Here is a 24,114-nt window from a genome sequence, read left to right as displayed (position 1 = left end):
GCTTTCCTTACAAAGAAAAGCAGCAGACTTGCATGCTTATCCAGGTTATGGTATTTAATTCATGAGCTTATGAATCACCATACCACCAGTTAAACGTTAAGATAGGGAACATCATGTTTAAAAAGCGCTATGCCATTCTGTTTCTTTCGATTTCTCCTTTCTTCAATACGGTCTATGCAGGTAACCCTGCTACCCAGCAATATGTGGATACCAAGGTGCAGGAGGTGTATGTGCAACTGCAATCACAAATTGCCACCATTCCTGTAGGGCCGCAAGGCCCGGCAGGCCCGCAAGGTCCAGCAGGTCCTCAGGGTGCGCAAGGTCCTCAAGGCGCACAAGGTCCTCAGGGTGTGTAAGGTCCTCAGGGTGCGCAAGGTCCTCAAGGCGTGCAAGGTCCAGCAGGGGAGGATGGTGAGGGGGTTCCAGCGGGAGGTACTGCCGGGCAAGTACTCGCTAAGATCGATGGTACTGATTTTAATACCGAATGGGTTGATCAAGGCGGACCGGTGTATGCCGTCGGTGACCCATATCCTGCTGGGGGTCCTCAGGAAGGCATTGTATTCTGGGTGGATGCCACCGGCCAGCATGGCTTGGTTGCGCAAGAAACGAATGTTCCAAATCCTATGTCCATGCCTGCCGATACATTTTCATGGGGAACAGGGCCAGGAGGAGCAGATGGATATCGAGGCACCCAGGCGGATGGGATTGGGATAGGGCAGGCCAATACAGCCGCGATTCTTGCAAATCCACCGCTGCCAGCTACTTTTCCAGCCGCCGATGCATGTAATGATCAAGGAAATGGCTGGTATTTGCCAAGCAAGACTGAGATTAGCCTCTTGTATCAACAACGGGATACAATAGGAGGATTACCAGCTCAGCCTGACAGGTATTGGAGTTCTACCGAGCAAAGTGGAATGGCACAAAGCGAGTTGGCATGGCAACAAAATACCTCCAGTGGAGAGCAACAACCGGGTAACAAGGTAGAGCCACTTCATGTTCGCTGCATCAAGGCCTTTTAATCTTCTCTATTTTTGGCCAGCCAGTAGCCTGGATAGCGCGCAGCGATATCCGGGAAGCTTTCCTCCCTACAGCAAACCTGGTTAACGCATAAACATTAACCAGGCTCCAAAATCATTTTAGCCATCATACAACCATTTAAATGTTAATCCACGCTTAATGTGATCCATTTATAATAGAACGCTAAAGAAATCATCAAAAAGAGTCATATACATGTTTGATGCGGATGTCTTACAGCAAACGGTTGCTCTCCTGTCCAGTTATGGCGGTAAAAGAAACGTTGATCCAGCGTTTGCACGATATCAACGAGGTATTAACGGTGCGTTTAAAGCATTTGTTACAAGCAGTATGGGACAGCCGCTTGCCGAGCAGCTTGCGTATATCGAACAGGAGATGAAGAAAAAAGACGGCATTAAGGCAACGCTTGAAACCGCAAGCAGTGGCAAGCGCACCTGGACGTTGGTGTTTGCCCTGGCGGCTGCAGCGGTTGAACGAAAAAATGCGTTGCCGGAAGATAGCCCGGAGAGAGAGCCTATTAATACACTCTTGTCTGGGTTAAGCAATGGTTGGATCAATGGTTTTGGCTCTTTAGGATTTGGCATTAAACTTAATCACGAGGCAATTAATGCACTATGTCAGGGATTGGATCGTTGGATTGAACAATATGATATTCATCAACTCGATCCAACAATAACTCAGGAAACACTGCTTTCTTCCTATGCCATTATGTGCTATTTCGAAGAAACCATGAAAACCAGTCGTATGGCAGGATTTTTGCCTGAAGATTTAAAGGTAATGTTACCTGCAGTAAAAGAAAAAATAGCAGCGAAATTCAATGCATTGCAAGAAACATTAACGGCAGAGAAGTCTGTAGAATCCAGCCATGCGGTGATCGGACGAAACCTGGTGGATGACGATAATCCATTGACCCGGTTTAAAGCGCAATTAGCGGGTGCAAAACGCCAACAGCAAGTGATTCAACGTAAGACGTCTGGTTTTGATGAAGCACAATGCGAGCGGATGCAGCAATTGCAGCAAGTATTACTCACCGATGATGATTCGTTACAACGTTTTTGGCAACATATTAATACGAAAGAAAAATTTACCCAACTGATGGATGATCTTCATATCCCTGATAATAAGCGAGCAGGCTGGCTTGAATATTTTAATTATCAGCATGGCAGTGTTGGTGGAAAACTTAAAGCCGCGTTCTGGACGGGAAGCTGGGGTATGCCGACGGCTTTAGGTGGGGTCGAAGCAGGAACAGTTTCTCGACAAGGATTGACCGCTTGCATGCATGAAACGTTGGCACGTCTTTCTTCTGAGGTGAGAGATTTAACAGGAGAAGAGCTGTCTGCCGATAAGCCTGAAGAGTTTAAACCCTATGCCCGGCGAGCACAAGAAAGGGCAGAGCGTTCTATTGTGCTTCTGGAAGATATGGAGGTGCAACTGGAAGCATTGGCTGATTTGCAACAAATGGATGTTGCATCGTTGACAGCGCACTGGGAAGGGCTTATAGAAAAATCTCAACCTGAAAACCATGATGTAAATGGAATTCGTGTTATTTATCAGCAAGTGCTTGAGGATATTGATAAGGCAAAAAGCATTTTATTTGCGCAAGAAGATAGGATTAACCGATTGGCAATGATTGAAGAAACGTTGACTTCATTGAGTGCACAAGGCTTGGATATTAAGGATTTACATAGCTCATTTGATGCAATTGTAAGCGAAGTTTATCAGAAGGCAATGGTTGATACGGGATTTGTGACTTCATCCAAACCATCTACTTCTAACGTGAAAATTAATGAGATGAGGGGCGCGATAAAAAGTGCTGCTGAGAACATGGTTTCGATGAAACATTCTATCAATGAGCTGGTTTCTGGGATGAAAGAAGATAAACAACAGTCGGTTATTCAGAAAGCAAATGAATTCATCGCTGCACGCGAAAAGTCTCTTGGCCATTTATTTTTACGTATTTTTTCTCCTTCTTATCGGAAAATGTTTAATCATTTAAAAACGGTTGTACGTAATCCAGAGGTTAACGATCAAGAGCGTTTTGAGTCCATAACCCACGTCTTTGGCCTAACTGATGAATCTCAGCGCCCGCAAAAAATGGCAAAGCAATTTAGGAACTTAAAAGCGGCCGTTGAAGTGGCGGTAGAAGCTAAAAAGATTGTGGTTACCGACGATGAGGCGCCGTCTGCTCCCTCAATAACCATTCGGGCTGGTTGAGATTAATGGGTTAGTTAACTTAAAAAATCCCTTCCAATCTCCTTTTAAATCCAGGGAGGAGTTAAGTACTCTAAGCAATAAAATGCCATTTTTGATAGTACTTTAAATGGCGCCTATTGAAGAAGATGCAAAAAAGATAGGGTTGTGTAAGGTGCGTTCATGAGAAGCCTGCTACAATAATGTTTTTACTAAAGTCAGTTCCGTTATGTTCAAGCCTTTGGCATTCTATATAGGATTGCGTTATACACGCGCTAAAAAGAAAAATCATTTTGTGTCCTTTATTTCATTAAGTTCGATGTTAGGCATTGGGATGGGAGTGATGGTGCTCATTACCGTTCTTTCAGTGATGAACGGCTTTGATGAGGAAATTCACAAGCGGTTTTTTGGCATGGCGCCTGAAATTACGATAACCGGCCAGGATGGGAAAATTAACAATTGGCAAGCACTCGCCAGTCAATTAGAGAAGGAATCTGGCGTCATTGCCATTGCTCCTTATGTTGGGGGGCAGGGATTGCTGACCCGTGAGGGACAAGTGTTGCCGATTGTTTTAACGGGCATTGCGCCTGATTATGAACAACGCGTTAATCATTTGCAGGATAAGTTGCTGGTGGGTGATATGAAAGAATTGCAGCATTTCGGTATTATTCTGGGGCGGGGTTTGGCGGATAGTCTGGGGGTGATGGTAGGAGATAAAGTAACGATCATGATTCCTCAGGCAACGGTGACGCCGGCAGGGATGATTCCTCGTTTTAAGCGATTTACCGTAAAAGGCGTGTTTTCAGCAGGAACAGGATTTAATTTTGATACAAAACTTGCTTTTATCAATCTAGAAGATGCGCAGAAATTATTGCAGCTTGGTGATGCGGTGAGTGGCATAAAAATGAAAATTGCCAATATTTATCAGGCCCCTCAGCTTTCCGAACAATTGGCGGCTAAATTGGGACCGGATTATGAAGTTGGCAACTGGACGCAGCAATTCGGTGCTTTTTTTCAGGCAGTGAAGATGGAAAAAACCATGATGTTTCTTATCCTGCTGCTGATCATCGCGGTAGCTGCCTTTAATCTGGTGTCTTCCTTAGTGATGGTGGTGAATGATAAACAAGCGGAAATAGCCATTTTACGAACCATTGGCGCAACACCATCGTTGATCTTATGGATTTTTATTGTGCAAGGAATGACGGTGGGCCTTGTGGGCACGATATTGGGGTTACTGGGCGGATTATTATTGGCCAGCAACGTAACAGATATTGTCAATGTCTTGCAATCGTTATTTGGGGTGCAATTGTTTTCTTCCAATATCTATTTTGTCGATTATTTGCCGGCAAAAATTCTATTCCGTGATCTCTGGCATATCTGCGCTGCTGCACTTTTGATGAGTTTTGCAGCGACCATCTATCCTTCTTGGCGTGCGGCAAAAACAGTCATTGCGGAGGCATTACATTATGAGTGAACCGATTGTAAATTGTCATGCGCTCAGTAAATCTTATTATGATGGCAATACATCGATTGATGTATTGAAGGCGCTGGATTTTTCCATTAATAAAGGCGACCGAATTGCGATTGTTGGCCCCTCAGGTTCCGGTAAAAGTACCTTATTGCATTTACTGGGAGGACTTGATAAGCCGAGTGAGGGGCAGGTATTTATCCAGGATATGGATTGGCAAAGGTTAACTGAAAAACAGCGTTGCCAGGTGCGTAATAAACACTTAGGCTTCATTTATCAGTTTCATCATTTATTGCCAGAATTTACGGCCCTTGAAAACATTGCCTTGCCTTTGTTATTAGCGGGTCAATCGATTCAGGCGGCACGACTTACCGCTTTTGACATTCTTGAGCAAGTCGGCCTTAGTGCCAGAGCAGAGCATAAGCCTGCTCAACTGTCTGGTGGAGAAAGGCAGCGGGTGGCCATTGCACGAGCGTTGGTTCATCAACCACACTGTGTGTTTGCCGATGAACCAACGGGGAACTTGGATCATGCAACAGCGGTTCGAATCTTTGAGCTGATGTTGCATTTAAATCGTCAGATGAAGACAGCCTTGGTGATTGTGACTCATGATATGGGCTTGGCAAAACGCATGGATAAAATCATGAGCTTGCAGGATGGGCGTTTGTTAGAGGCTTCTTGTTAGAAAAATCCCTTCTAACCTCCCTGTGTTAATAAGGGAGGGATTTTTTAATAATCCGCATGTCCAGGGGTGCGTGGGAAAGGAATGACGTCACGTACGTTATTAATTCCTGTGACATAACCAACCAGGCGTTCAAGTCCCAGACCAAATCCTGCATGAGGAACGGTCCCATAGCGGCGTAAATCTCGATACCAGCTGTAGGTTTCCTTGTTTAAATGACATTCATCCATACGTTTGTCTAACACGTCTAGCCGTTCTTCACGTTGACTGCCGCCTATGATTTCACCAATTCCCGGGGCAAGCACATCCATGGCGGCAACCGTGCGCCCATCGTCATTCAGCCGCATATAAAAACCTTTAATGTCTTTCGGATAATCGGTGATGATGACGGGTTTCTTACATAATTTTTCGGCAAGATAACGCTCATGCTCGGATTGCAGATCCAGTCCCCAATGCACGGGAAACTCAAAATTGGCATTGGCTTTTTGTAAAACATCAATGGCGTGAGTATACGTCATGATCTCAAAATCAGAGTGGATAAGATGCTCAAGACGCTCGATGCATTCTTGATCCACAAATTGATTAAAGAAATTCATATCATCATTACATTCTTCGAGGACAATTTTACATAAATAGTGTAATAAATCTTGACTGAGCTTACAGATGTCTTTAAGCGAAGCAAAAGCTATCTCAGGTTCTACCATCCAAAATTCGGCCAGATGGCGGCTGGTGTTGGAATTTTCAGCACGAAAAGTGGGTCCGAATGTGTATACTTTAGACATTGCCAAGCAATAGGCTTCGACGTTCAATTGCCCAGATACGGTTAGAAAGGTTTCTTTTGCAAAAAAATCTTTGGAAAAATCAATCTGAGCATGTTCAGTTTTAGGAAGATTTTGTAAATCCAGAGTGCTAACACGGAATAGTTCGCCAGCACCCTCGCAGTCGCTGGCAGTAATAATTGGTGTATGAATCCAAAAATAGCCGCGCTCATGGAAAAAGCGATGAATGGCTTGTGAAAGACAATGTCTGACGCGGGTTACTGCACTGATGGTGTTTGTTCGTGGACGTAAATGCGCCACTTCTCTTAAAAACTCAAGCGTATGGCGCTTGGCTTGCATGGGATACGTATCTGGATTTTCAATCCAGCCAACCACCTCAATTTGCTCAGCCTGAATTTCAAACGTTTGCCCTTTTCCTTGGGAGGCAACCAACTTTCCTGAGGCAATAAGAGAGCAACCAGTAGTTAACTTGAGAATGTCTCGCTGGTAATTCGGCAGTTCAGCAGGCGCTACAATCTGGATTGGGGCAAAACACGAGCCATCATGCAGGCTAATAAAAGACAATCCTGCTTTTGAATCTCGGCGGGTTTTTACCCATCCTTGCACGCTCACGGTTTCATCAACACGGATTTCACCGTCTAAACATTGTTTTACTGTGTAAGTGTCAGCCATAATATACTCCAAATAATACTGTATTAGTCGCAACATCTAGGGACTCATCGATACTTCTTGATATGAGGAGGAAGTGTTTGACAGAGGCACGACCGTTTTGTTGATGATAATCAATCAGGAATAATACACTAGGCTTATTCAAAAACTCAATTGGCTCTATGGACAAAAGTCGATTACTGCTTATATGGCAACTAGATTATAATGAATCATGCCCTGGATATTGCTGCGCATTATCCAACAGGCTACCAAAATAAATACAGGAAATATCATGTGGAAGTTTATCTCAAAGTATAGCCGACTTATACCGACAAACTGGATTGGCAAATTAATTGTTCTTATGATGGCATGGCCGGCTTCTCTGTTTGCCAATGATACGGAGTTATTGTTTTATCGGCCTTTTGCCGAGACAAGCCACCATCCTACATTAATCATTGACCGTAAAACATCGGGTTTCTGTCGCCAACAATCGCAGTTGATTGTTCGTGAAGACGCTTGGAAATGCATGGCTGAAGGGAAAATCTATGATCCATGTTTTGTAAAACGCTTTGGTTTGAATGACGAGGCTGTGTGTACAGAATCTCCCTGGTCTGGTCATGGGATAAAAATCACTGTAAATTATCCTTTGGATGACAGTATGCATGAAAAACTGGATATTTCAAACGCTTATCCATGGGCAGTTGAATTGGTTGATGGTGAGCAATGTTTAGCCGTGACAACGGACGATATGTATGATGGTTTAAACGTGCGTTACCGTTGCAATAATAATACTTCTCTTATCGGGCGTATTCAGCGATGCACCACTACGTGGACCATGCTGCAGCGAAACGCTCAAGGCACATCTACCGTACAAATTGCCAAGGCTTGGTTTTAATGGTTGCAAAACAACGTTTTAGAGTGCTCCAAATAGTAAAGTAAGCAGCAGTGTGGTTCAAATAGTGTGGTTCAAATAGTGTGGTTCAAATAGTTGCAAAATAAAGAAATTCAGTCTTTAATTATAAGAGAACCATCAGCAGGGAGCGAGCTATGTTCGGTGCACTTTTTCATTCTTATTTATTGGCTCAGATTTTCGGATTGTACATGATTATCACAGCCATTATTCTTTTGAGCAAAGTTAGTTTTTATCGTGAAATGATTCAGAACCTGCAGGCAAATAATGTATCCATTGTTTGCAGTGCGTCGTTTGGTTTGATGCTGGGGTTATTCCTTATTCTTGTACATAATATATGGGTATGGGAACCTCGGGTGGTCATTACTATTATTTCCTGGTTTATTCTCATTAAATCAGTCTTATGGCTTGCTATGCCGGAATCATTGCTTCATTGGAGCAAAAAAGTATATGCAGGACCCGGGTATTATGTCGCGGTAGTCATTCTTTTTGTGGTGGGTTTTTTCTTGTTGACTAAGGGTTTTTATTTCTATATTCCGGATAGTCACGTCCCCTTTGATTAATGATAATGGACAAGGACCGGAGGCTAGGCCTCCGGGGCTGCCTCAAGAAATGCTGGTAATTCAAGACAATGGTCGTTAATTTCGTTGATAAGTGGGTAATTGCTCATTGAAAAATTAAATCGTTTAGCATTGTAGACTTGTGGAATAAGACAAAGGTCAGCAAGGGTGATATCGTTGCCATAGCAGACATAATGTTTTCGCGGCAGTTCTGCCAATCGTTTTTCCAAAGCATCAAATCCTTTTTTTAACCACAAATGATACCAGTCATTGATCTGGTGATCCGTTGCTTGAAATTGTTGGCGTAATTGTTGTAAAACTCTTAGATTATTAATTGGATGCATATCGCAGGCAATCGTAAAGGCGAGACTTCTTACTACAGCGCGCCCTAAGGGATGCTGAGGTAATAGGGCTGGCGTTGGATTTATTTCGTCCAAATATTCAATGATGGCAAGCGATTGACTGAGAATATGGCCGTTTTCATCCAACGTTGGCACCAGCCCTTGGGGATTGATTTTAAGGTAATCTGGATGATGCTGCTCGCCACCATGATTAATCAAGTGTACAGGGATGGTTTCGTAACTGATGTTTTTCAAATTCAGAGCAATCCGCACTCGATAGCTCGCGGTGGAGCGATAATAATCATATAATTTCACGTCGTTCCTTGGCTTGATGGTTTGGAGTTAACAGGTTACTGGCAGGACAAACTTGTTGTTCGATGGCACCAAAAATACTTTGTCCCTGTTCGTCGTTCATTTCAATGCGGATGGTGTCGCCAAAATGCATAAATGGTGTTGTGGGTTCTCCTTGCGCAAGAATTTCCAGCATTCGCTTTTCCGCGATACAAGAGGAACCTTTGCTACGATCGAGATTCGATACGGTCCCAGAGCCAATAATGGTTCCAGCACATAGGTGTCTGGTTTTGGCGGCATGAGCAATCAATTCCGGGAAAGAAAAGGTCATATCAACACCAGCATTGGGTTGACCAAATAATTGATTATTTAGATAACTTAATAATGGTAAATGCAGGCGCTTTTTATCCCAATGTTGACCCAGTTCATCGGGAGTGACTGCAACTGGGGAGAAACTGCTTGCTGGTTTTGATTGGAAAAACCCAAATCCTTTTGCGATTTCATTGGGAATAAGGTTACGCAAAGAGACATCGTTGACCAGCATCAATAAACAGATATGCCGTTCTGCGGACTCAGGATCAATTCCCATGTCCACATCATCCGTAATGACGGCGACTTCGGCTTCAAAATCAATACCATAAGCTTCATCTGTCACAAGGATTGGCTCTTTAGGGGCAAGAAAACCATCAGAGCCTCCTTGATACATCAGTGGATCAGTCCAAAAATTAGCAGGCATTTCTGCACCACGAGCTTTTCTCACTAATTCGACATGATTAACGTAAGCACTGCCATCAGCCCATTGATAGGCACGTGGTAAAGGAGAGGCAAACGCGCTGGCATCAAAAGGAAATGTGTCTTTGAGATGGCTTTCATTCAATTGCTGATAGATTTCGTCGAGTTGTTTTTTAACAACAGACCAGTTTTCAATTGCGATTTGCAGCGTTGGGGCAATCTGCGCAACACGTATTGCTTTGGTTAGAGTCCTATTGACAACGCACAACTCACCATCGCGAACAGTGTTTGATTTTAGCGTGGCTAATTTCATTTTTATTCCTTTTGTGAAACACGAGATAAATATTAAGATATTAAGCATGGAAATTGCAAAAATGTTTTTGGATTGATAGCACAGATGAAAAATAGAGCGTGTCTCAAATTAAAAGGAACTTTATAATGGTCATCAAGCATGCCTATAGGGAGTTATTGGCGCAGTTTGTCGCATTTAATACAATCTCGCAGCAAAGTAATTTGCCATTTATTGACCACCTGGCTTCTTATTTACGCCATCATCGGTTTGAAACTCACTACTATTACAATCAGGACAAAAGTAAAGCCAATCTGATTGCGGTCATTGGGCCAAAAGAACACAGTGGAATCCTGTTATCGGGTCATACCGATGTTGTTCCAGTGGAAGGCCAGTCTTGGCAGTCACCTCCGTTTCAGCTGATTACAAAAAATAATCGTTTGATTGGTCGAGGTACAGCGGACATGAAAGGATTTATTGCACTTGTTTGTGATGTTGTGGCATCTATTAATTTAAGTTCTCTCAGAAAACCATTATATTTAGTGTTTACCTACGATGAAGAAATTGGTTGTTTTGGTGCAAAAGCATTACAAGAGGAATTGGCCGGGTTAGCAAAATCTATTGATTTTGCTTTAATTGGCGAGCCAACAAACAGTGCCTTGGTCAATGCCCATAAAAGTCTACTGGCAACAAGAACTGAATTTACCGGGAAAGCTGCTCATTCGAGTTGTCCGCATTTAGGGCATAGCGCCATTATGGCTGCGGTTGATTTTTTGCAACAATTATCTGCAATCATGCCTGCTGATAAAGATGAACGGTTTAATCCTCCGCAAACAACGTTTAATGCCGGGAGGATTGATGGCGGTAATGCGCTCAATATTATTGCAGAACATTGTTGGATTGACTGGGAATGCCGGCCGCTTCCGCAGATCAATATGGAGCGATTCAATGATTCTTTGAAGAGCCTCAGTCAAAAAGTTCGCGCTGATTCTCAGGTTGATATGACGCATCAGCTCATTTCGTTCGTGCCAGGCTTAACAGCAACTAAAAATCAGGCGGTTATTCAGTTTTTAAAACAGTTTTTACCTGACGATAAGGTTAAAGTGACTACCGTTCCTTTTGTAACAGAGGCAGGACTTTTTCAACAGGCTTCAATTCCCGCCGTGGTTTTTGGTCCAGGAGAGATAGAGCAGGCACATCAACCTAACGAATCCGTTTGTATGGATGCCATGGAGCGCTATCGCCAGTTCTTATTTGATTTAATAAGTTATTATTGTCATTAATAGCGCATTTTATTGAGTCATCGAGAGATAACGGAGGCCGTCATTCTTGATACGCAGGTCTGTTTGCCTGCCTCATTAAAAATCTCAACATGCCAAACATGGGTTGTACGGCCTATATGAATTGGACGAGTGATTGCAGTGACAATGCCTTCTTTCACTGATCGAATATGATTTGCATTAATTTCTAAGCCAACGCAATAAAACTTACTTAAATCGACTACGGCATTGGCTGCAGTACTGGCAAGCGTTTCTGCTAAAACAACATTGGCACCACCATGAATGATCCCAATAGGTTGCTTTGTTCGTTCATTCGCTGGCATGGTTGCTGTCAGTGAATCTTCTCCCACTTCGATGAAGCGGATGTTAAGAAAATCTGAAAGTGTGTGTTCTCCTCGTCGATTAAGATCGTGTGCAGTTATTGGTTTGAACCATATTGCCATCACTCATATCCTTATTTTAAGTCGTTGTATCAGTCAATGCTATGAATCCCTGTTAAGAACTTGTGCGCTATTTTTAGTGAATTTATTAACAAACTCTAAGGATGATTTTTTCGCACCGATGAAATCAGGACGTTGAATTTGCTTTAATTTAGCATGTAATTTAGTAAATAAAATAGGGAATACGCCATTTCCTGTGACATTCGCAGTCGTTCCAAATGGATCGCAAATTAAATATACAGCAGTGATTAATCCTATCATTTCGCCCGAAAAGCCAAGGTGTGCTTCGAGAATCGGCGCTACCACAATAATGACGCCTCCCGGTACCGCTGCTACCGCATATTTTGCAAGTGCGGTATATAAAGCAAAAATAAAAAATGTGGTGAGGGAAGGGATGGGTAAACCAAAGGTGGATAGGGTTGCCAGGCCTAGAATAGGGATGCCAATCGCACTGCCAATGGTATGAATATTAATAATGGCAGGAACAAGCATTTTAGCTTGCTGAGGATTATTTAAGTTCTTTTCAGTCGAAATAAGCAAGACTGGCATGGATGCAGCGCTTGATATAGTACTTAGGCCAGTCAAGCTTGCAGGCAATACGTTTTTAAAATAAAAAAGTAATTGTTTAAATGAAAAGTTACTGGCGACAAGATACCAGAAACTTAAATACAACCATTGCGTGATAATGACAAGAATTAAGATGGGCCCATAGATTTTTAAGGAGGTTTGTAATACTTGTTCGTATTCTAATTTAAATACAAAACCTAAAATAAATAAGGGCAAGACGGGGATAAATATTTTTTTTAGAAAACCATTGGATAGTTTATTTAAGTGTTCTGCAATTCTCTTGGCTTTTTCATTTGGCCAAATAGAAAAGAAAATTCCTGTCATAAATCCAATGAATAAAGCAATATCATTTGAGATAAGCTTATTTAAATGGAATTGCCACGTTGGAGTTAGGGGTGAGGAGACTCCTAGGGCTGTTTCCTGAAAGTGAAGCAAATTAAGTCCCAGCCGACCAGAAGAATAGCCAATCATAAGAGCCAAGAGATTGGAGCAAAAAACGCAGGTAACCAATAAAAACACAAAAAAGACAGCGCCTTTTTGTAAATTGGCAAGGCATGAAAAGACAAAACTGAAAATAATGAACGGTAATAAAAACTCAAGAATGCTTTTCATGCTCAAGCTTAAAGCATAACTGATGGATTTAATGGCAAAAGGGATATAGGGGCCAAGAAAGAGGGGGCCAATAAGAATGGCAAGAAGGCAAATCGGCAGTTTTATTTTTTTTAGAAACGCTTTAGACATCTTAGTAAATCCTTTAATCAAGCCATACACGTTTAAATTTAACATGGCTATCCTCTCTGAATGGGGAGGGCCGAATGTAAAACATGTAAAATTTATGGGCAATAAGCCGGTTACACTACCATGAAATTTATAATTAGCCAACTTTGGGCGGAAATCGGGCAAGGTAAACGCATCTCATTGTTGCGCACAAAAGGCCCCTATTTTACCTATTTGCGGTGCCTTATGCACAGCATCCATACGATCTTATATCAAGATCTATGTTGGATTCTGCGCAAGCGCGTAACGTAGGCATTTTGACTTTAGGTTGCGCTATTAGATGCGTTTACTCTGAGGAATAGGGTATTACTCTGCTGCAATGATTCTACCCTCGTGTGAAGACAGAAGGTTCTTCGAAACTGAATCAGTAGCATGCTGTAAACGTATATATTCTTTGTTACAGTAATAGGTAGAGAGAGAGTGGTGCATAGGATAAGAGAACAGGAGGTAAATGATGAATAAAAATGCGTATCAACAAGCAAGGGAACATTTGACAAGATGGACTATCCAGCTTCAAGAAAACATGCTGTTAGAACATTCTTGCTTGATGCATACTTACCAATTGTATTTTGCGAATGACCCTGAGTTTATTCATCAACTCATTGATTTTTCACATAAGGTAGCTCATGAATTAGAGCCAGCGGTGATGGAAAATAATGCCGATTCTAACCTTCCAAACATTGAGCAATACAATGCGATTGGTGAGCGGCAGGATAGGGTTGTGCATCACCCTTCCTACATTAGGGCTGGTGATGTCATTTATGGTTCTGGTTTAATGCACTATTTGTTGACGCCTGGTCAAATGTTGAAGACACTCAGCCTGTTTCTACTCGCTTCACATGCAGGGGAAGCAGGGCATAATTGTCCTATTGCTTGCTCAGCAGGCGTGATGCGTATATTAAATCATTATTCTAACTTGCAGGAAAATCAATATTATCTGAATAAATTAACTCAGCCTTCCTTTCGTTTTAACTACACAGGCGCACAATTTCTAACGGAAATACAAGGTGGTTCTGACGTTGGTGCGAACATCACTCAGGCACGGCAGGATGAACAACAACATTGGCGGATTACCGGGGAGAAATGGTTCTGTTCCAATGCAAATGCCGATTTGATTTTAATGACTGCACGATTTGATCGAGAGCGTTCTGGAACGCGAGGATTAGGATTGTTTTTGGTTCCACGCCAATTGCCAGATGGTAGCCAGAATCATTATCACTTGCGACGTTTGAAACAAAAAATCGGTACTCGGACTATGGCAACAGCAGAAATTGATTTTGATGGGGCATTTGCTTATCCCATGGGGGATGTTGAAGACGGAATTCATTTGGTTATGGAAAACGTGCTGCATTTATCAAGAATTTTCAATGCGTTTGCCGTATTAGGTATGGCTCGCCGTGCCCATCAAATTGCTTATTATTACGCTTGTAATCGTTTGGCATTCCAACACAAAATCATTGATTATCCTTTAGTAAAAGAGTTGTTAGCGCAAATCAAAGCAGAAAATGCAGCGATGCTTGCGGCTATTTTTCAGATGGTTCGACAGCAGGATGAGCTTGACTTACAACCGCGAGAAAAGCAGTCTCAAAACCAACAATTGTTGCTAAGAACTTTGGCTAATTTAAATAAATTTTATACAGCACAACGTTGTGTGGAAAACATTCATCATTGCTTGGACATACTGGCTGGCAATGGCACTATTGAAAACTTTTCTTCGTTGCCTCGTTTATTAAGAGATTGTATTGTCTGCGAAAATTGGGAAGGGACGCATTTTACATTATGGATGCAGACGTTAAGGGATATGCATAAGTTTCATGTTGATGAATTGTTTCTTTCCTATTTATCCGACCAGTTAGAACAGGTTAAAGATAATAATCCGCATAAACCATCCTTCAAGAGATGTCTGGATAATTTGGCGGATCGTATAAAAACAATGAAGTTGTTAAGTCAGGATGAACAAAGTTTAAAAATAAAAAATATATTAGAGCAAATGGCGGCAATTAATGCTGCAATTGCTTTGGCACTCGAGATTCAAACGGGCATTCCGCCAGAATCAAAAAAAGCTTTATTAGATTTATTTGTTCATCGAACGCTTAATGGTCATCAACCGCCCCATGAAGTATATATGCCATTGCTGGAGGCAAGCTTAATGGTTGAACAATAAATTTTATACTAGAATTTAGGGCTGTGAGGAAGGTTAGCCGGGCTGAAGCAGGTATAGATCAAGTCGTCGGCCGGCTTTTTACTGTCACAATCAACTCGATGATAGCGCAGTCTGGCTTCGAGTTCAAAGCCGCATTTTTCGGCAACTCGAATGCTTCTTTTATTTTCCGCCTGGATGCAAATTTGTACACGTTTGGCTTGAAGTATTTCGAAGGCATGTTTAGTCAATGCGATCGTGGATTCAACCGCCAGGCCAAGACCTGTATATCGAGTATCAAGCCAGTAGCCAATCTCAAAAAAAGGAACTTGAGGATTGCTATGTTCATTATAACCGCTGCTGCCAACGATGATATTTTTAGGCTTGTATACAATAATCAAGGGAAAATCAGTCTGTTGGGCTGTGTCCCATTGAGCCATTGCTTTTTGAATAAAGTCTTGTGTTATCGCGAGACTTGGATCTTTTGACCATGGCATCCATCGTTGTAGCTCACTTAACGAACGATGTATCGCTTGATTTAAAGGAATTGCATCTTCCGGCTGAGGGGGGCGTAGTAGGAGGCGGTCGGTTTCGATAATGAGGCCCATAGGTTTTAATCCGTAAAATTTAAAACGAAAATGTGGATGGTTGAGGATATTCCTAAACTAGCATAGTTTTTTGGAATTTCAATCAGCACGAAATTTGGTAAGGTTAAATACGATTTTTTATGAAAAAATGAATTGTTATTTTTGACTCGTTGCTGATGTTTTCTTGCATCGATTTTGTTAAGGATTGACGAATGATTTGAATCCGTCTAATTTTTAATAGTTTGCTCTATGTTTTTAATTGCTTTAAAGGAGCCAGTTAACAATCACGGAGGAAATAGCGATGCTTACAAAAAGGGATATTCAAAGAATAATAGATGAGTGTCGTATGGCGGGAAACAATGGTCTTGGTAATGGAAAAAGAGGAACCATTGATGAGCTTGTGATTGATTTTTTGACTCCGCCAAATAATTTCTTGGGAATAGGCAGTAATCCAGCCATTTTTGTAAATGAAAAAACGTATAAGTTATTAGGAAAATATCACCGAACTTGGGAGAAAAATAAAACCATTGCCGTGCAAGAAGATTTTTTAGATAAACCTCCCATGAAAGTGATTGGTATTCTCGTTCATGAAACAGGACATGCGTTTAATATTGCAGCAGGAATCAGCAATACCGAAGCAAATGCTTGTATTTTTGAAATTGAAGTTCTTTCTTTATGGTATAAAACCAACAATTCAACGCTCTTTGACTGTTCCAAAGAAGATTTACTGTCTTACTTTGAGGAGCGGCTTACTAATTATCGAAGTGTCATGGATGAGAATGAGTACTTAAAAAATTTAGTTCGAGATATCCGTGAGCATACAATATTAGATGAGTCCGAATGCAGACCAAGACCTGTAAAAGTTCGAAAAACTCGCCATCCATCTAGATATGAATTGTGCTTGCCAAGCTATCTGGAAATAAGTGCTTTGATTCTATTTAAAGGCAAGCATGCATTAACTTTGCCAACTGCATCGCTAGAAGATAAAATTGAATATGATGTGGAGAAAACAAAACGTAGATGCTCGCTTTTGTGAGTTTGATTTTTTCTTAACATTAGGCAACATTCCTCACGTTGCCTAAGGCATGCCCTAATTATTTATTGCAGGAAGATTTAAATAAGGAAACTCTTCTTGTAATAGCTGCAAAACAGATTCTAAATGTGCTTTGCTTTTGAGAATCAAAAGAACGGTATCATCTCCGGCAATGGTTCCCAGAATTCCTGTTTTTTTTGATTGTTGTGAATTTAGTGCTACATATTTTTGGTCAATAAAGTAACCTAGGCTGTTGGCATTTCCTGGATGTGTGTGCAAAACAATCAAGCCAAATTCAGAGATTTGAACGTTTAAGACAATAGGTAAATTAGGCAAGTTAAAATCAACCATTTTGTAAATATTTGCGACTTTGGCAATTTTTAATTTTTTTAAACGACGTGATAAAGTGGCCTGAGGAATATCATACCCTCTTTCTTTTAACTTATTTTGTAACTCACTTTGTTCGTGAATGTCCTGATTTTGCACAATATTTAATATGTGCTCATCCAAAATCTTATCGTGCATTGATGTCCTTAAAAATGAATACATAGCTATTTTTATGGGATTATATCCAGGTGTGCTTGACGACACAAGTGAAGCTGTTTATATTCAATAAATGGTTTTAAATTAGATTTGTATTCATCATGAGCGAATTCTTAGCTGGTGTTTTAATTGTGGTTACGTTGATTGCGATAGGATTAAAGGAGGAAATACAACGTCAGAATACTCCTACTATACTATTAGTAAGGTCCCTTCCGATGGAGTCTTATCATGCAGAAAGCAATGTTTTAGGGTCTGTTAAAAAGGAAAAGATAAAATGTCAGGGTCTAAAAAGGAGTATTCTGATTTAATGAAACATTTATCCGCTTCTATGCGTCGTAACGTGATGGATATTTTAAATTCATTAATTGAAGAAGGCTATGAAGAAGAGCCTGCCATCGCGATTGCTGTGGATACCATAAACAATCAAATGAAAAGTGCTGCAGGAGGTGAAGAAAACGGTATTGAATACTATGTTCTTCCCCATCCCCGGGGTTGGGCGGTGAGGAAGGTTGGTGGTCAAAAAGCGTCTTATGTGTATGCTCGTAAAGAGGAGGCGGTAGAAAAAGCGATCGATTTGGTCAAGGAGAAGGGGGGACGTTTGGTTATTTATAAAGAAGATGGGACAGTACAAGCCAATCGAGACTATTAAGGTATGCTGATAGGATAGGGAGAAAGACTTGTATCACGTTCTTGTGTCATGTGAACACTTGGTTTGAAGAATGGAAAGCCTACTGGTCTTTCTTCGGTGCCTGCTTGATTGATGATTTCTCTGGCATAATCCATGGCTTTTATCTTGATTTCACGGTTTGTATGGCGCTGTTGTAAATCCTGACAAAGACATTTTGCGTTGGAATGCATTTCTTTTATTCGCTGCCTTTCTGTGATATGAGAAGCGGTATTAACGGCGACAAGGATGGCTAGACCAATGGCTACTGCCAAGGTAGCCCAGCCAATGATTGGGATCGCGCTGAATCCTGTGATGAGGCCTAAACCTGATAATAGACCTACAAATCCTGCTGTACAGCCAGCGACCGCCCCAAAAGCACCTGCCGCACCCATGAACGCTGAGCGTAGTAGGATTGTTTTAGGTATGGGTTTTATTGATACTTGGCGTAGGAGTTTACTGGTCAGCGCATAGATACGGTCGTCCATCTTTTTTTTCATGTTTGCCGACGGCATTCTCTTACTTAACACAAATTGCTCAAACAAATCTTTTGATGCTTCATGATTCAGTAAGGCGGAAAATAAAGACGCAGTGGGAGGTTGTCCATGGCTATCTTTAAGATCTTTGGCTATTTTAGTTTTTAAATACGCAATAATGGCTTCTTTCTCAATGGGTTTATCGGTTTCACCATGGCGATAAAGGCAGTCATGATAACCATCCTCCAAGTAAAGAGAGAGAAGCGTGTTTAGTTTTTTTTGATGGTTAAAGAGTTTGAGTTGTAATGTTGTTTTCTTATTTTGAGTATGTTGATAAGACCAATAAAAAATGGCGCCGCTGATAACACAAAATAATAAACCTGCTATTGAACCAGTCACCAAAGCCAGTGTGCTGCCGGCGGCAATTCCCAGAGATGAGGTAAAAATACCGAAAAATGGCCAGGCAACACCTGCGCCTGTGCCTATTCCATCTAATGAGGATTTAATCAGTGCCATAACAAGTTGATCAGATAAATTTGGGTTATCTTGCCAAAAATTGTAAGAAAGATAAATCAATTGTATAAATTTTTCTATATATTACCTATTTTTTGCATGTTGCGTTATATTAATCTATTTACCTTTTAGTGATACTTCATGCGAATTCTTGTCACCGGAGCAAATGGTTTTATTGGTGGGTATTTGGTCTCCCATCTTTTAAGTCGTGGACATCAAGTTGTATGCTGTGTTCGTGCCATTGCCCAAACCCAATCACGATTTCCTATGACTGAAGTAATATCTTGTGATTTCAGTTGCGATATTCGAGCATCTGATTGGTTACCGCGGTTGGCAAATATTGATGCAGTAGTCAATTGCGTAGGAGTTTTGGCTGCATCCAGCCAGCAACACATTGATAATATTCATTATCAAACGCCTATTGCGCTATTTAAGGCTTGCGAACAGTTGCGGATAAAACGCGTGATTCAGATTTCAGCGCTTGGGGTGGCCGATGGTCCTGATATTGATTATGTCACGACCAAGCGAAAAGCAGATGAAGCCTTATTGAAAATGAATGTATCAGCTTGTATTTTAAGGCCATCCTTAATCTATGCAAGTGGTGCTTATGGAGGGACTTCTTTACTACGTGCTTTGTCCGCTCTTCCCTACGTTGTTCCTTTAATCGGTTCAGGTCAATTCCGCTTCCAGCCCGTTGCTATGTTTGATTTGGTTCGAGTGATTGATTATTTTTTAGCACAAGAGCATCGTGGTATTGTTGATGTGGTTGGACCGAAGACTGCCACCATTAAATCGATTCAGCTCTTTTTACGACAATGGCTAGGGTTGCCGTCGGCAAGAGTCTATTCAATTCCTCAATGGTTTATTAAGCTTTTGGTAAAATTAGGTGATGTTTTTTCTTTAGGGCCATTGAATTCTGTTTCTTATCAAATGATATTACAAGAAAATGTTGGTGATTATAATGCGTTGCGATCATTGCTCAACTTTGATCTGACTTCATTTCCAGAAGGATTAAATTTTTATCCTAGTCAGACGCAAGATAGATGGCATGCCAGGTTATATTTTCTGCAGCCTTTACTGACTTTCAGTTTGTTTTTGCTTTGGTTTTTTTCTGGCCTTATTCCCTTATTAACCAATCAACAATCAGCAGAGCAGTTATTGTTTCACCTTGGCGTCCCATCGACGATGGTTTCTTCTTTGCGAGTTATTAGCTGCCTTTGGGATATTTTTCTTGCTGCAGGAATTATGGCTGCACGTCAAAAGCAATTTTTTGGTATCATGCAATTGTTAACGATTGGTGTTTATACCATGATTTCGACAGTAGGATTATCCAGTTTATGGTTAAATCCACTCGGCCCGTTATTGAAGAATATTCCAATTTTAATGGCTGTTTTAATCTGGATGGTGATGGTGGATGAGCGTTGAGCGGAGAAGAGGTCATGCTTTATTTAATTTTAAAATACATCCATATTATTAGTTCAACGCTAATTTTCGGTACAGGCTTGGGTAGTGCCTTTTATATGTGGCGAGCTAATCAAAGCAAACAGTTGCCAACCATGCAGTTTGCGGCAAAAAATGTAGTCATCGCTGACTGGGTCTTTACGACTCCTGCGGTTATTATTCAACCCATTAGTGGTTTTGGGTTAATGCATATTCTTCACTACCCAATCACTAGTCGGTGGATTATCTGGTCACTGGCGCTCTATGTACTTGCTGGCGCTTGCTGGATTCCTGTGGTTTGGTTGCAGATTAAAATGCATCAGTTGTTAAAAATGACAACATGTCTTGAGTCAGCTTGGCCCTCCAAACGTTATTACACCTATGAGCGACTTTGGTTTTATCTAGGGTGGCCAGCATTTATTGCTGTATTGATTATTTTCTATCTAATGATTTTTAAGCCTATTTAGAGCCGGTATTTAATAGAATGCATTTATCGGCTAATAAGTCTGTAATCATATCGGTCATTAAACGAAATTCTTGTTGGCGGACAGAAGATTTTCTCCATGCAACACCTAGTTCTCGATAAGCATTTTCCGCTTTTGGCTCAAGTACGACTAATTCTGTTGCTAACAAAATGCCACTTTGAATGGCTAACTGAGGTAAGAACGTGACGCCTAGTTTATTGTTGACCATCTGTGTCAAGGTATGAAGACTTGTGGCCAGGAATGGATTAATTTTTTTCTTATCTCTTAACTGACACGCTGCCAGCGCATGATTGGTCATGCAATGTTCACTTTCCAGTAAAAAGATGCTTTCATCAGGCCAAAGGCGAATGTCTTTGGTAAATCCTCTAGATAACCAGTCGCGGTGTAATACCAGCTTGAACGGATCGCGAGCAAGTATTTTCGTATGAAACCGACTGGTTTCATACGGCAGAGCAAGAATAACCATATCGAGATGGCCGTTAGTCAAAGCCTCTAAGGCATTGTCTGTGGTGTCTTCTCTTAAGAGCATTCGTAATTCAGGATAGCGTTTTTTCGTTCGTCTCATCAGATCACTTAAGATAAATGGCGCAATGGTAGGAATGCATCCCAAACGAAGGATGCCTTTCATGGGTTGGCCATGATAACGGGCGCGTTCCACTAAGTTCGTATAGTCTTGGATGATTGGCCGACTCATTCGTACAATGTCATGTCCTAGTGGTGTAAAAATAAATGTTTTGTGATCACGTTCCAGCAATTGTGCTTCTAATTGTTCTTCCAAGTTGGTGATTGCAGCGCTTAAGGTCGATTGACTAATAAAACAAGCTTCGGCTGCTCGGCCGAAGTGTTGATGATCATAAAGAGTGACCAGATATTGTAATTGTCGGATGCTGGGAAGTTTTATCATCGATTTTTCCTATTAAATCAATTTATTTTATTCATTTTATATAATAAATAATCCATCTTAAACTTATCTTGAAGCAATAACCATTTAGGAGAATATTATGCTTACCGTTGGCCAGAAATTACCAGCATTTAACCTCGTTGCAGTCAAACCCGGGTTTAATCATCATGAAGAAAATGGTGTGAGTGCTTTTGAAAAAATTAATGAAAACAGCTTTCCGGGACAATGGAAAGTAATTTTTTTCTATCCTAAGGATTTTACTTTTGTCTGTCCGACCGAGATTGTCGAGTTTGCTAAATTGCAAGGTGAGTTTGCAGACAGGGATGCAGTGATTTTAGGAGGAAGCACGGATAATGAATTTGTGAAATTGGCCTGGCGCCGGGAACATAAAGATTTATCTAAATTAAACCAATATAGCTTTGCTGATACGCAAGGACAACTGACCGATGCATTAGGGATACGTGATTTAACAGAAGGCGTTGCATTAAGGGCAACGTTTATTGTTGATCCGAACAATATTATTCAGCATGTCAGTGTCAATGCACTGAATGTTGGTCGTAACCCGCAAGAGATATTGCGCATTCTTGATGCGTTGCAAACCGATGAACTGTGTCCATGCAACCGGCCGCTTGGTGGTGAAACACTTTAATTTCGATCAATCTTAAGGAGAGATGATGACTATTGAACAATTGAGAGAATCACTTCCGGATTTCGCAAAAGACATCCGATTGAATTTGAGTACTTTATTTAATCATTATACTCAGTCTGGGTTAACGGTGGAGCAATTTTACGGGGTGGCTTTGGCCGTGGCTTTCAGCTTACATAATCATCGTTTGATTACTGCAGTCAAGGAGGAAATGGGCCAGGATGGTCATCCAGCATTGGAGCATGCGGCAAAAATTGCAGCAACATTGATGGCAATGAATAATGTGTATTATCGTTTTATCCATCTTGTTGGTGATAAAGAGTTTGCAAGCATGCCAGCGCAATTGCGGATGAACGGTCTACAGTCCCATGGGGTAGAAAAAGCGGATTTTGAGCTGTTTGCTTTAGCGGTTTCAGCCATTAATGGTTGCGGTTTGTGCATGGATTCGCATGTAAAACAGCTGATCGCTCATGGATTGAGTAAACCAGCCATTCAAACTTCTATTCGCTTAGCTGCTGTATTAAAAGCTGTTGATCAAGCCTTGACAATCGAGAAAATCAATTAGAGTTTGATTTATTTTATCCGACACCGTTAGCAAGCTCTAAGATGGTGTCGGTAAACTATCATCCGCTGCATCGACAAGTACTGCAATTTTTGTTGTCGATTCCATGGATTTTAATACTGAGAACAGTCGGTCTGGGTTACCTAGATTGGCGACGATTTTAAGGGCTTCTCGTTTTGAAAGTATGGCGCTACCTATTTTTTCTCCATTTAACAAGACTGATAAATCAAAATCGGAATAATTATTTCTTTTAATAGTAAAAAATAAATTTCCTTTGACATGATAACTTTTTTCTTCCATCTCTTGATGTTTGGGAAAAAATAAATTGGGTGTTGCAAATGATGACAAAGCGTGCCGTTTCAAAGAAACGTCGGATTCCTTTGGGGCGTTCTTATTCTCAGGTTCACCGCAACTTATTTTTTCATAGTCGTAGCCATGCTTTTTACAATGGGGATTGAAATCATAAAAATCCCCAAATACCAGTATAACTTCATGCACTAATTCTTCCTCGTGGGCAATGACTTCCTGAAGACAGATAATGGCTTCTTCTTCTCGGGAATGAAGAATGGTAGAGCTATCACCACTGGTTGCCGTTTTTTGCATTTCCTTTAATTTTTCAGGATGGATTGCACGGTGAATTTTTGTTAATTCACCCAGATAATGCAAGGTTCTGACTGAACCAATTTGATATAAAAATCCCCGCTGCATTTTATTTAATTCAGCCATATGAATGGGAATCTTATTTGGAAAAAGGGCTTGTACCACTCGACTCATGCGCTCTGTATGATGCTCAGAAGTATGGGCTAACCCTTCCAGCAGTACAGGACTTTTGCTATGCAAACGTAAATATTGGGCAATTTCAAGCTGGTTTTGCAGAAATGTTTGAATGTAGTCATCGGTAGGACCATATTCAAACGGTAATTTATGAAGTTGGCCAAGATGTATTACCTTCATTCATATGCTCGAAATCCTTTCATCTCTACATTATAGACTACAAAATGATTAATAATTTTACTTATTGAGTATTAAGTTTAATACTGACTTGAAATAGGAGAGTAGAGCTAAAATACATCAAATTATAACATTGATGCTGTAAGGGTGAGATGAAGGGTTTCACCGGCCTTTATTAAGATAG

25 protein-coding genes are annotated in these 24,114 nt (G+C 41.0%); 15 read left to right on the top strand and 10 right to left on the bottom strand.

Annotated features, from left to right (window positions below; translation table 11 throughout):
• Nucleotides 1–113: 113 nt before the first annotated feature.
• The 5 genes from E1O52_RS13275 (at nucleotide 114) to lolD (ending at nucleotide 5,378) form a co-directional block, all read left to right on the top strand.
• Complete coding sequence (locus E1O52_RS13275) at nucleotides 114–356, top strand: collagen-like protein (RefSeq protein WP_207384173.1); 243 nt, start codon at nucleotides 114–116, stop codon at nucleotides 354–356.
• A 30-nt stretch (nucleotides 357–386) separates the two neighbouring features.
• Nucleotides 387–1,019: an Lcl C-terminal domain-containing protein gene (locus E1O52_RS04035; RefSeq protein WP_133127418.1), complete on the top strand. Its 633-nt coding sequence runs from the start codon at nucleotides 387–389 to the stop codon at nucleotides 1,017–1,019.
• Nucleotides 1,020–1,230: 211 nt separating this feature from the next.
• Nucleotides 1,231–3,249 (top strand): hypothetical protein, encoded by a 2,019-nt coding sequence (locus tag E1O52_RS04030; RefSeq protein ID WP_133127417.1) that lies wholly within the window; start codon nucleotides 1,231–1,233, stop codon nucleotides 3,247–3,249.
• Nucleotides 3,250–3,454: 205 nt separating this feature from the next.
• On the top strand, nucleotides 3,455–4,699 hold the full coding sequence (locus E1O52_RS04025) for a lipoprotein-releasing ABC transporter permease subunit (RefSeq protein WP_133127416.1): 1,245 nt from the start codon (nucleotides 3,455–3,457) through the stop codon (nucleotides 4,697–4,699).
• Complete coding sequence (lolD, locus tag E1O52_RS04020) at nucleotides 4,692–5,378, top strand: lipoprotein-releasing ABC transporter ATP-binding protein LolD (RefSeq protein WP_133127415.1); 687 nt, start codon at nucleotides 4,692–4,694, stop codon at nucleotides 5,376–5,378. The genes E1O52_RS04025 and lolD overlap by 8 nt, the downstream gene beginning before the upstream one ends.
• A gap of 44 nt (nucleotides 5,379–5,422) precedes the next feature.
• Here the strand turns inward: lolD and asnS are convergent, their stop codons facing one another.
• Complete coding sequence (gene asnS, locus E1O52_RS04015) at nucleotides 5,423–6,826, bottom strand: asparagine--tRNA ligase (protein ID WP_133127414.1); 1,404 nt, start codon at nucleotides 6,824–6,826, stop codon at nucleotides 5,423–5,425.
• A 268-nt stretch (nucleotides 6,827–7,094) separates the two neighbouring features.
• Here asnS and E1O52_RS13330 point away from each other — a divergent pair, with 268 nt between their 5' ends.
• Both E1O52_RS13330 and E1O52_RS04005 read left to right on the top strand, forming a co-directional pair.
• Nucleotides 7,095–7,697 carry a hypothetical protein gene (locus E1O52_RS13330; RefSeq protein ID WP_242602149.1) on the top strand — a complete coding sequence of 201 codons (603 nt, stop codon included), beginning with the start codon at nucleotides 7,095–7,097 and terminating at the stop codon, nucleotides 7,695–7,697.
• Nucleotides 7,698–7,849: 152 nt separating this feature from the next.
• The gene (locus E1O52_RS04005; protein WP_133127413.1) at nucleotides 7,850–8,275 is read left to right on the top strand and encodes a hypothetical protein; all 426 of its coding nucleotides are present in this window, start codon (nucleotides 7,850–7,852) and stop codon (nucleotides 8,273–8,275) included.
• Between the two features lie 23 nt (nucleotides 8,276–8,298).
• On the opposite strand, the gene maiA is transcribed toward E1O52_RS04005, so the two are convergent.
• Together maiA and E1O52_RS03995 are read right to left on the bottom strand one after the other, a co-directional pair.
• Nucleotides 8,299–8,928, bottom strand: a complete 630-nt coding sequence (gene maiA / locus E1O52_RS04000) for a maleylacetoacetate isomerase (RefSeq protein WP_133127412.1) — start codon at nucleotides 8,926–8,928, stop codon at nucleotides 8,299–8,301.
• Nucleotides 8,915–9,949: a fumarylacetoacetate hydrolase family protein gene (locus E1O52_RS03995; RefSeq protein ID WP_133127411.1), complete on the bottom strand. Its 1,035-nt coding sequence runs from the start codon at nucleotides 9,947–9,949 to the stop codon at nucleotides 8,915–8,917. The genes maiA and E1O52_RS03995 overlap by 14 nt, the downstream gene beginning before the upstream one ends.
• 125 nt (nucleotides 9,950–10,074) lie before the next feature.
• Here E1O52_RS03995 and argE point away from each other — a divergent pair, with 125 nt between their 5' ends.
• The gene (gene argE / locus E1O52_RS03990; protein ID WP_133127410.1) at nucleotides 10,075–11,208 is read left to right on the top strand and encodes an acetylornithine deacetylase; all 1,134 of its coding nucleotides are present in this window, start codon (nucleotides 10,075–10,077) and stop codon (nucleotides 11,206–11,208) included.
• Nucleotides 11,209–11,225: 17 nt separating this feature from the next.
• Here the strand turns inward: argE and E1O52_RS03985 are convergent, their stop codons facing one another.
• Both E1O52_RS03985 and E1O52_RS03980 read right to left on the bottom strand, forming a co-directional pair.
• Complete coding sequence (locus E1O52_RS03985) at nucleotides 11,226–11,648, bottom strand: hotdog fold thioesterase (RefSeq protein ID WP_133127409.1); 423 nt, start codon at nucleotides 11,646–11,648, stop codon at nucleotides 11,226–11,228.
• A 39-nt stretch (nucleotides 11,649–11,687) separates the two neighbouring features.
• Nucleotides 11,688–12,998: a cation:dicarboxylate symporter family transporter gene (locus E1O52_RS03980; protein WP_133127408.1), complete on the bottom strand. Its 1,311-nt coding sequence runs from the start codon at nucleotides 12,996–12,998 to the stop codon at nucleotides 11,688–11,690.
• 442 nt (nucleotides 12,999–13,440) lie between these two features.
• Between E1O52_RS03980 and E1O52_RS03975 the strand changes: the two genes are divergently transcribed.
• A complete protein-coding gene (locus tag E1O52_RS03975) occupies nucleotides 13,441–15,153 on the top strand; it encodes an acyl-CoA dehydrogenase family protein (protein ID WP_133127407.1) in 1,713 nt (570 codons plus the stop codon).
• Nucleotides 15,154–15,161: 8 nt separating this feature from the next.
• On the opposite strand, the gene E1O52_RS03970 is transcribed toward E1O52_RS03975, so the two are convergent.
• Nucleotides 15,162–15,737, bottom strand: a complete 576-nt coding sequence (locus E1O52_RS03970; protein ID WP_133127406.1) for a GNAT family N-acetyltransferase — start codon at nucleotides 15,735–15,737, stop codon at nucleotides 15,162–15,164.
• 280 nt (nucleotides 15,738–16,017) lie between these two features.
• On the opposite strand from E1O52_RS03970, the gene E1O52_RS03965 reads away from it, so the two are divergent.
• Nucleotides 16,018–16,752: a hypothetical protein gene (locus E1O52_RS03965; protein ID WP_133127405.1), complete on the top strand. Its 735-nt coding sequence runs from the start codon at nucleotides 16,018–16,020 to the stop codon at nucleotides 16,750–16,752.
• 54 nt (nucleotides 16,753–16,806) lie between these two features.
• On the opposite strand, the gene E1O52_RS03960 is transcribed toward E1O52_RS03965, so the two are convergent.
• Entirely contained in the window at nucleotides 16,807–17,274 is a 468-nt protein-coding gene (locus E1O52_RS03960; protein WP_133127404.1) for an arginine repressor, read from the bottom strand.
• A 292-nt stretch (nucleotides 17,275–17,566) separates the two neighbouring features.
• Between E1O52_RS03960 and E1O52_RS03955 the strand changes: the two genes are divergently transcribed.
• Nucleotides 17,567–17,941: a DUF2188 domain-containing protein gene (locus E1O52_RS03955; protein WP_133127403.1), complete on the top strand. Its 375-nt coding sequence runs from the start codon at nucleotides 17,567–17,569 to the stop codon at nucleotides 17,939–17,941.
• Here the strand turns inward: E1O52_RS03955 and E1O52_RS03950 are convergent.
• Entirely contained in the window at nucleotides 17,938–18,948 is a 1,011-nt protein-coding gene (locus tag E1O52_RS03950; protein ID WP_133127402.1) for a hypothetical protein, read from the bottom strand. The genes E1O52_RS03955 and E1O52_RS03950 overlap by 4 nt on opposite strands.
• Nucleotides 18,949–19,086: 138 nt before the next feature.
• Between E1O52_RS03950 and E1O52_RS03945 the strand changes: the two genes are divergently transcribed.
• Nucleotides 19,087–20,370: an SDR family oxidoreductase gene (locus E1O52_RS03945; protein WP_133127401.1), complete on the top strand. Its 1,284-nt coding sequence runs from the start codon at nucleotides 19,087–19,089 to the stop codon at nucleotides 20,368–20,370.
• 14 nt (nucleotides 20,371–20,384) lie between these two features.
• Nucleotides 20,385–20,852 carry a DUF2269 family protein gene (locus E1O52_RS03940; RefSeq protein WP_133127400.1) on the top strand — a complete coding sequence of 156 codons (468 nt, stop codon included), beginning with the start codon at nucleotides 20,385–20,387 and terminating at the stop codon, nucleotides 20,850–20,852.
• Here the strand turns inward: E1O52_RS03940 and E1O52_RS03935 are convergent.
• Nucleotides 20,845–21,774, bottom strand: coding sequence for a hydrogen peroxide-inducible genes activator (locus E1O52_RS03935; protein ID WP_133127399.1), 930 nt, complete (start codon nucleotides 21,772–21,774; stop codon nucleotides 20,845–20,847). The genes E1O52_RS03940 and E1O52_RS03935 overlap by 8 nt on opposite strands.
• A gap of 97 nt (nucleotides 21,775–21,871) precedes the next feature.
• Between E1O52_RS03935 and E1O52_RS03930 the strand changes: the two genes are divergently transcribed.
• Together E1O52_RS03930 and E1O52_RS03925 are read left to right on the top strand one after the other, a co-directional pair.
• Nucleotides 21,872–22,420 (top strand): peroxiredoxin, encoded by a 549-nt coding sequence (locus tag E1O52_RS03930; protein WP_133127398.1) that lies wholly within the window; start codon nucleotides 21,872–21,874, stop codon nucleotides 22,418–22,420.
• A gap of 22 nt (nucleotides 22,421–22,442) precedes the next feature.
• The gene (locus E1O52_RS03925) at nucleotides 22,443–22,982 is read left to right on the top strand and encodes a carboxymuconolactone decarboxylase family protein (RefSeq protein WP_242602148.1); all 540 of its coding nucleotides are present in this window, start codon (nucleotides 22,443–22,445) and stop codon (nucleotides 22,980–22,982) included.
• A 36-nt stretch (nucleotides 22,983–23,018) separates the two neighbouring features.
• On the opposite strand, the gene E1O52_RS03920 is transcribed toward E1O52_RS03925, so the two are convergent.
• On the bottom strand, nucleotides 23,019–23,933 hold the full coding sequence (locus E1O52_RS03920) for a hypothetical protein (RefSeq protein WP_133127396.1): 915 nt from the start codon (nucleotides 23,931–23,933) through the stop codon (nucleotides 23,019–23,021).
• Nucleotides 23,934–24,114 lie beyond the last annotated feature (181 nt).

The organism is Legionella nagasakiensis (genome assembly GCF_900639915.1).
GTDB classification, from domain to species: Bacteria; Pseudomonadota; Gammaproteobacteria; order Legionellales; family Legionellaceae; genus Legionella_A; species Legionella_A nagasakiensis.
The sequence above is the reverse complement of the archived record's forward strand: the minus strand, read 5'-3'. Positions and strand labels throughout refer to the sequence as shown.

Excerpts from the sequence above, each read along its gene's own strand:
- E1O52_RS13275 (WP_207384173.1), top strand. The coding sequence starts at position 114 with ATGTTTAAAAAGCGCTATGCCATTCTGTTTCTTTCGATTTCTCCTTTC.
- E1O52_RS04030 (WP_133127417.1), top strand. The coding sequence starts at position 1,231 with ATGTTTGATGCGGATGTCTTACAGCAAACGGTTGCTCTCCTGTCCAGT.
- E1O52_RS04025 (WP_133127416.1), top strand. The coding sequence starts at position 3,455 with ATGTTCAAGCCTTTGGCATTCTATATAGGATTGCGTTATACACGCGCT.
- lolD (WP_133127415.1), top strand. The coding sequence starts at position 4,692 with ATGAGTGAACCGATTGTAAATTGTCATGCGCTCAGTAAATCTTATTAT.
- asnS (WP_133127414.1), bottom strand. The coding sequence starts at position 6,826 with ATGGCTGACACTTACACAGTAAAACAATGTTTAGACGGTGAAATCCGT.
- E1O52_RS13330 (WP_242602149.1), top strand. The coding sequence starts at position 7,095 with ATGTGGAAGTTTATCTCAAAGTATAGCCGACTTATACCGACAAACTGG.
- E1O52_RS04005 (WP_133127413.1), top strand. The coding sequence starts at position 7,850 with ATGTTCGGTGCACTTTTTCATTCTTATTTATTGGCTCAGATTTTCGGA.
- E1O52_RS03995 (WP_133127411.1), bottom strand. The coding sequence starts at position 9,949 with ATGAAATTAGCCACGCTAAAATCAAACACTGTTCGCGATGGTGAGTTG.
- argE (WP_133127410.1), top strand. The coding sequence starts at position 10,075 with ATGGTCATCAAGCATGCCTATAGGGAGTTATTGGCGCAGTTTGTCGCA.
- E1O52_RS03985 (WP_133127409.1), bottom strand. The coding sequence starts at position 11,648 with ATGGCAATATGGTTCAAACCAATAACTGCACACGATCTTAATCGACGA.
- E1O52_RS03980 (WP_133127408.1), bottom strand. The coding sequence starts at position 12,998 with ATGTTAAATTTAAACGTGTATGGCTTGATTAAAGGATTTACTAAGATG.
- E1O52_RS03975 (WP_133127407.1), top strand. The coding sequence starts at position 13,441 with ATGATGAATAAAAATGCGTATCAACAAGCAAGGGAACATTTGACAAGA.
- E1O52_RS03970 (WP_133127406.1), bottom strand. The coding sequence starts at position 15,737 with ATGGGCCTCATTATCGAAACCGACCGCCTCCTACTACGCCCCCCTCAG.
- E1O52_RS03965 (WP_133127405.1), top strand. The coding sequence starts at position 16,018 with ATGCTTACAAAAAGGGATATTCAAAGAATAATAGATGAGTGTCGTATG.
- E1O52_RS03960 (WP_133127404.1), bottom strand. The coding sequence starts at position 17,274 with ATGCACGATAAGATTTTGGATGAGCACATATTAAATATTGTGCAAAAT.
- E1O52_RS03955 (WP_133127403.1), top strand. The coding sequence starts at position 17,567 with ATGTCAGGGTCTAAAAAGGAGTATTCTGATTTAATGAAACATTTATCC.
- E1O52_RS03950 (WP_133127402.1), bottom strand. The coding sequence starts at position 18,948 with ATGGCACTGATTAAATCCTCATTAGATGGAATAGGCACAGGCGCAGGT.
- E1O52_RS03945 (WP_133127401.1), top strand. The coding sequence starts at position 19,087 with ATGCGAATTCTTGTCACCGGAGCAAATGGTTTTATTGGTGGGTATTTG.
- E1O52_RS03940 (WP_133127400.1), top strand. The coding sequence starts at position 20,385 with ATGCTTTATTTAATTTTAAAATACATCCATATTATTAGTTCAACGCTA.
- E1O52_RS03935 (WP_133127399.1), bottom strand. The coding sequence starts at position 21,774 with ATGATAAAACTTCCCAGCATCCGACAATTACAATATCTGGTCACTCTT.
- E1O52_RS03930 (WP_133127398.1), top strand. The coding sequence starts at position 21,872 with ATGCTTACCGTTGGCCAGAAATTACCAGCATTTAACCTCGTTGCAGTC.
- E1O52_RS03925 (WP_242602148.1), top strand. The coding sequence starts at position 22,443 with ATGATGACTATTGAACAATTGAGAGAATCACTTCCGGATTTCGCAAAA.
- E1O52_RS03920 (WP_133127396.1), bottom strand. The coding sequence starts at position 23,933 with ATGAAGGTAATACATCTTGGCCAACTTCATAAATTACCGTTTGAATAT.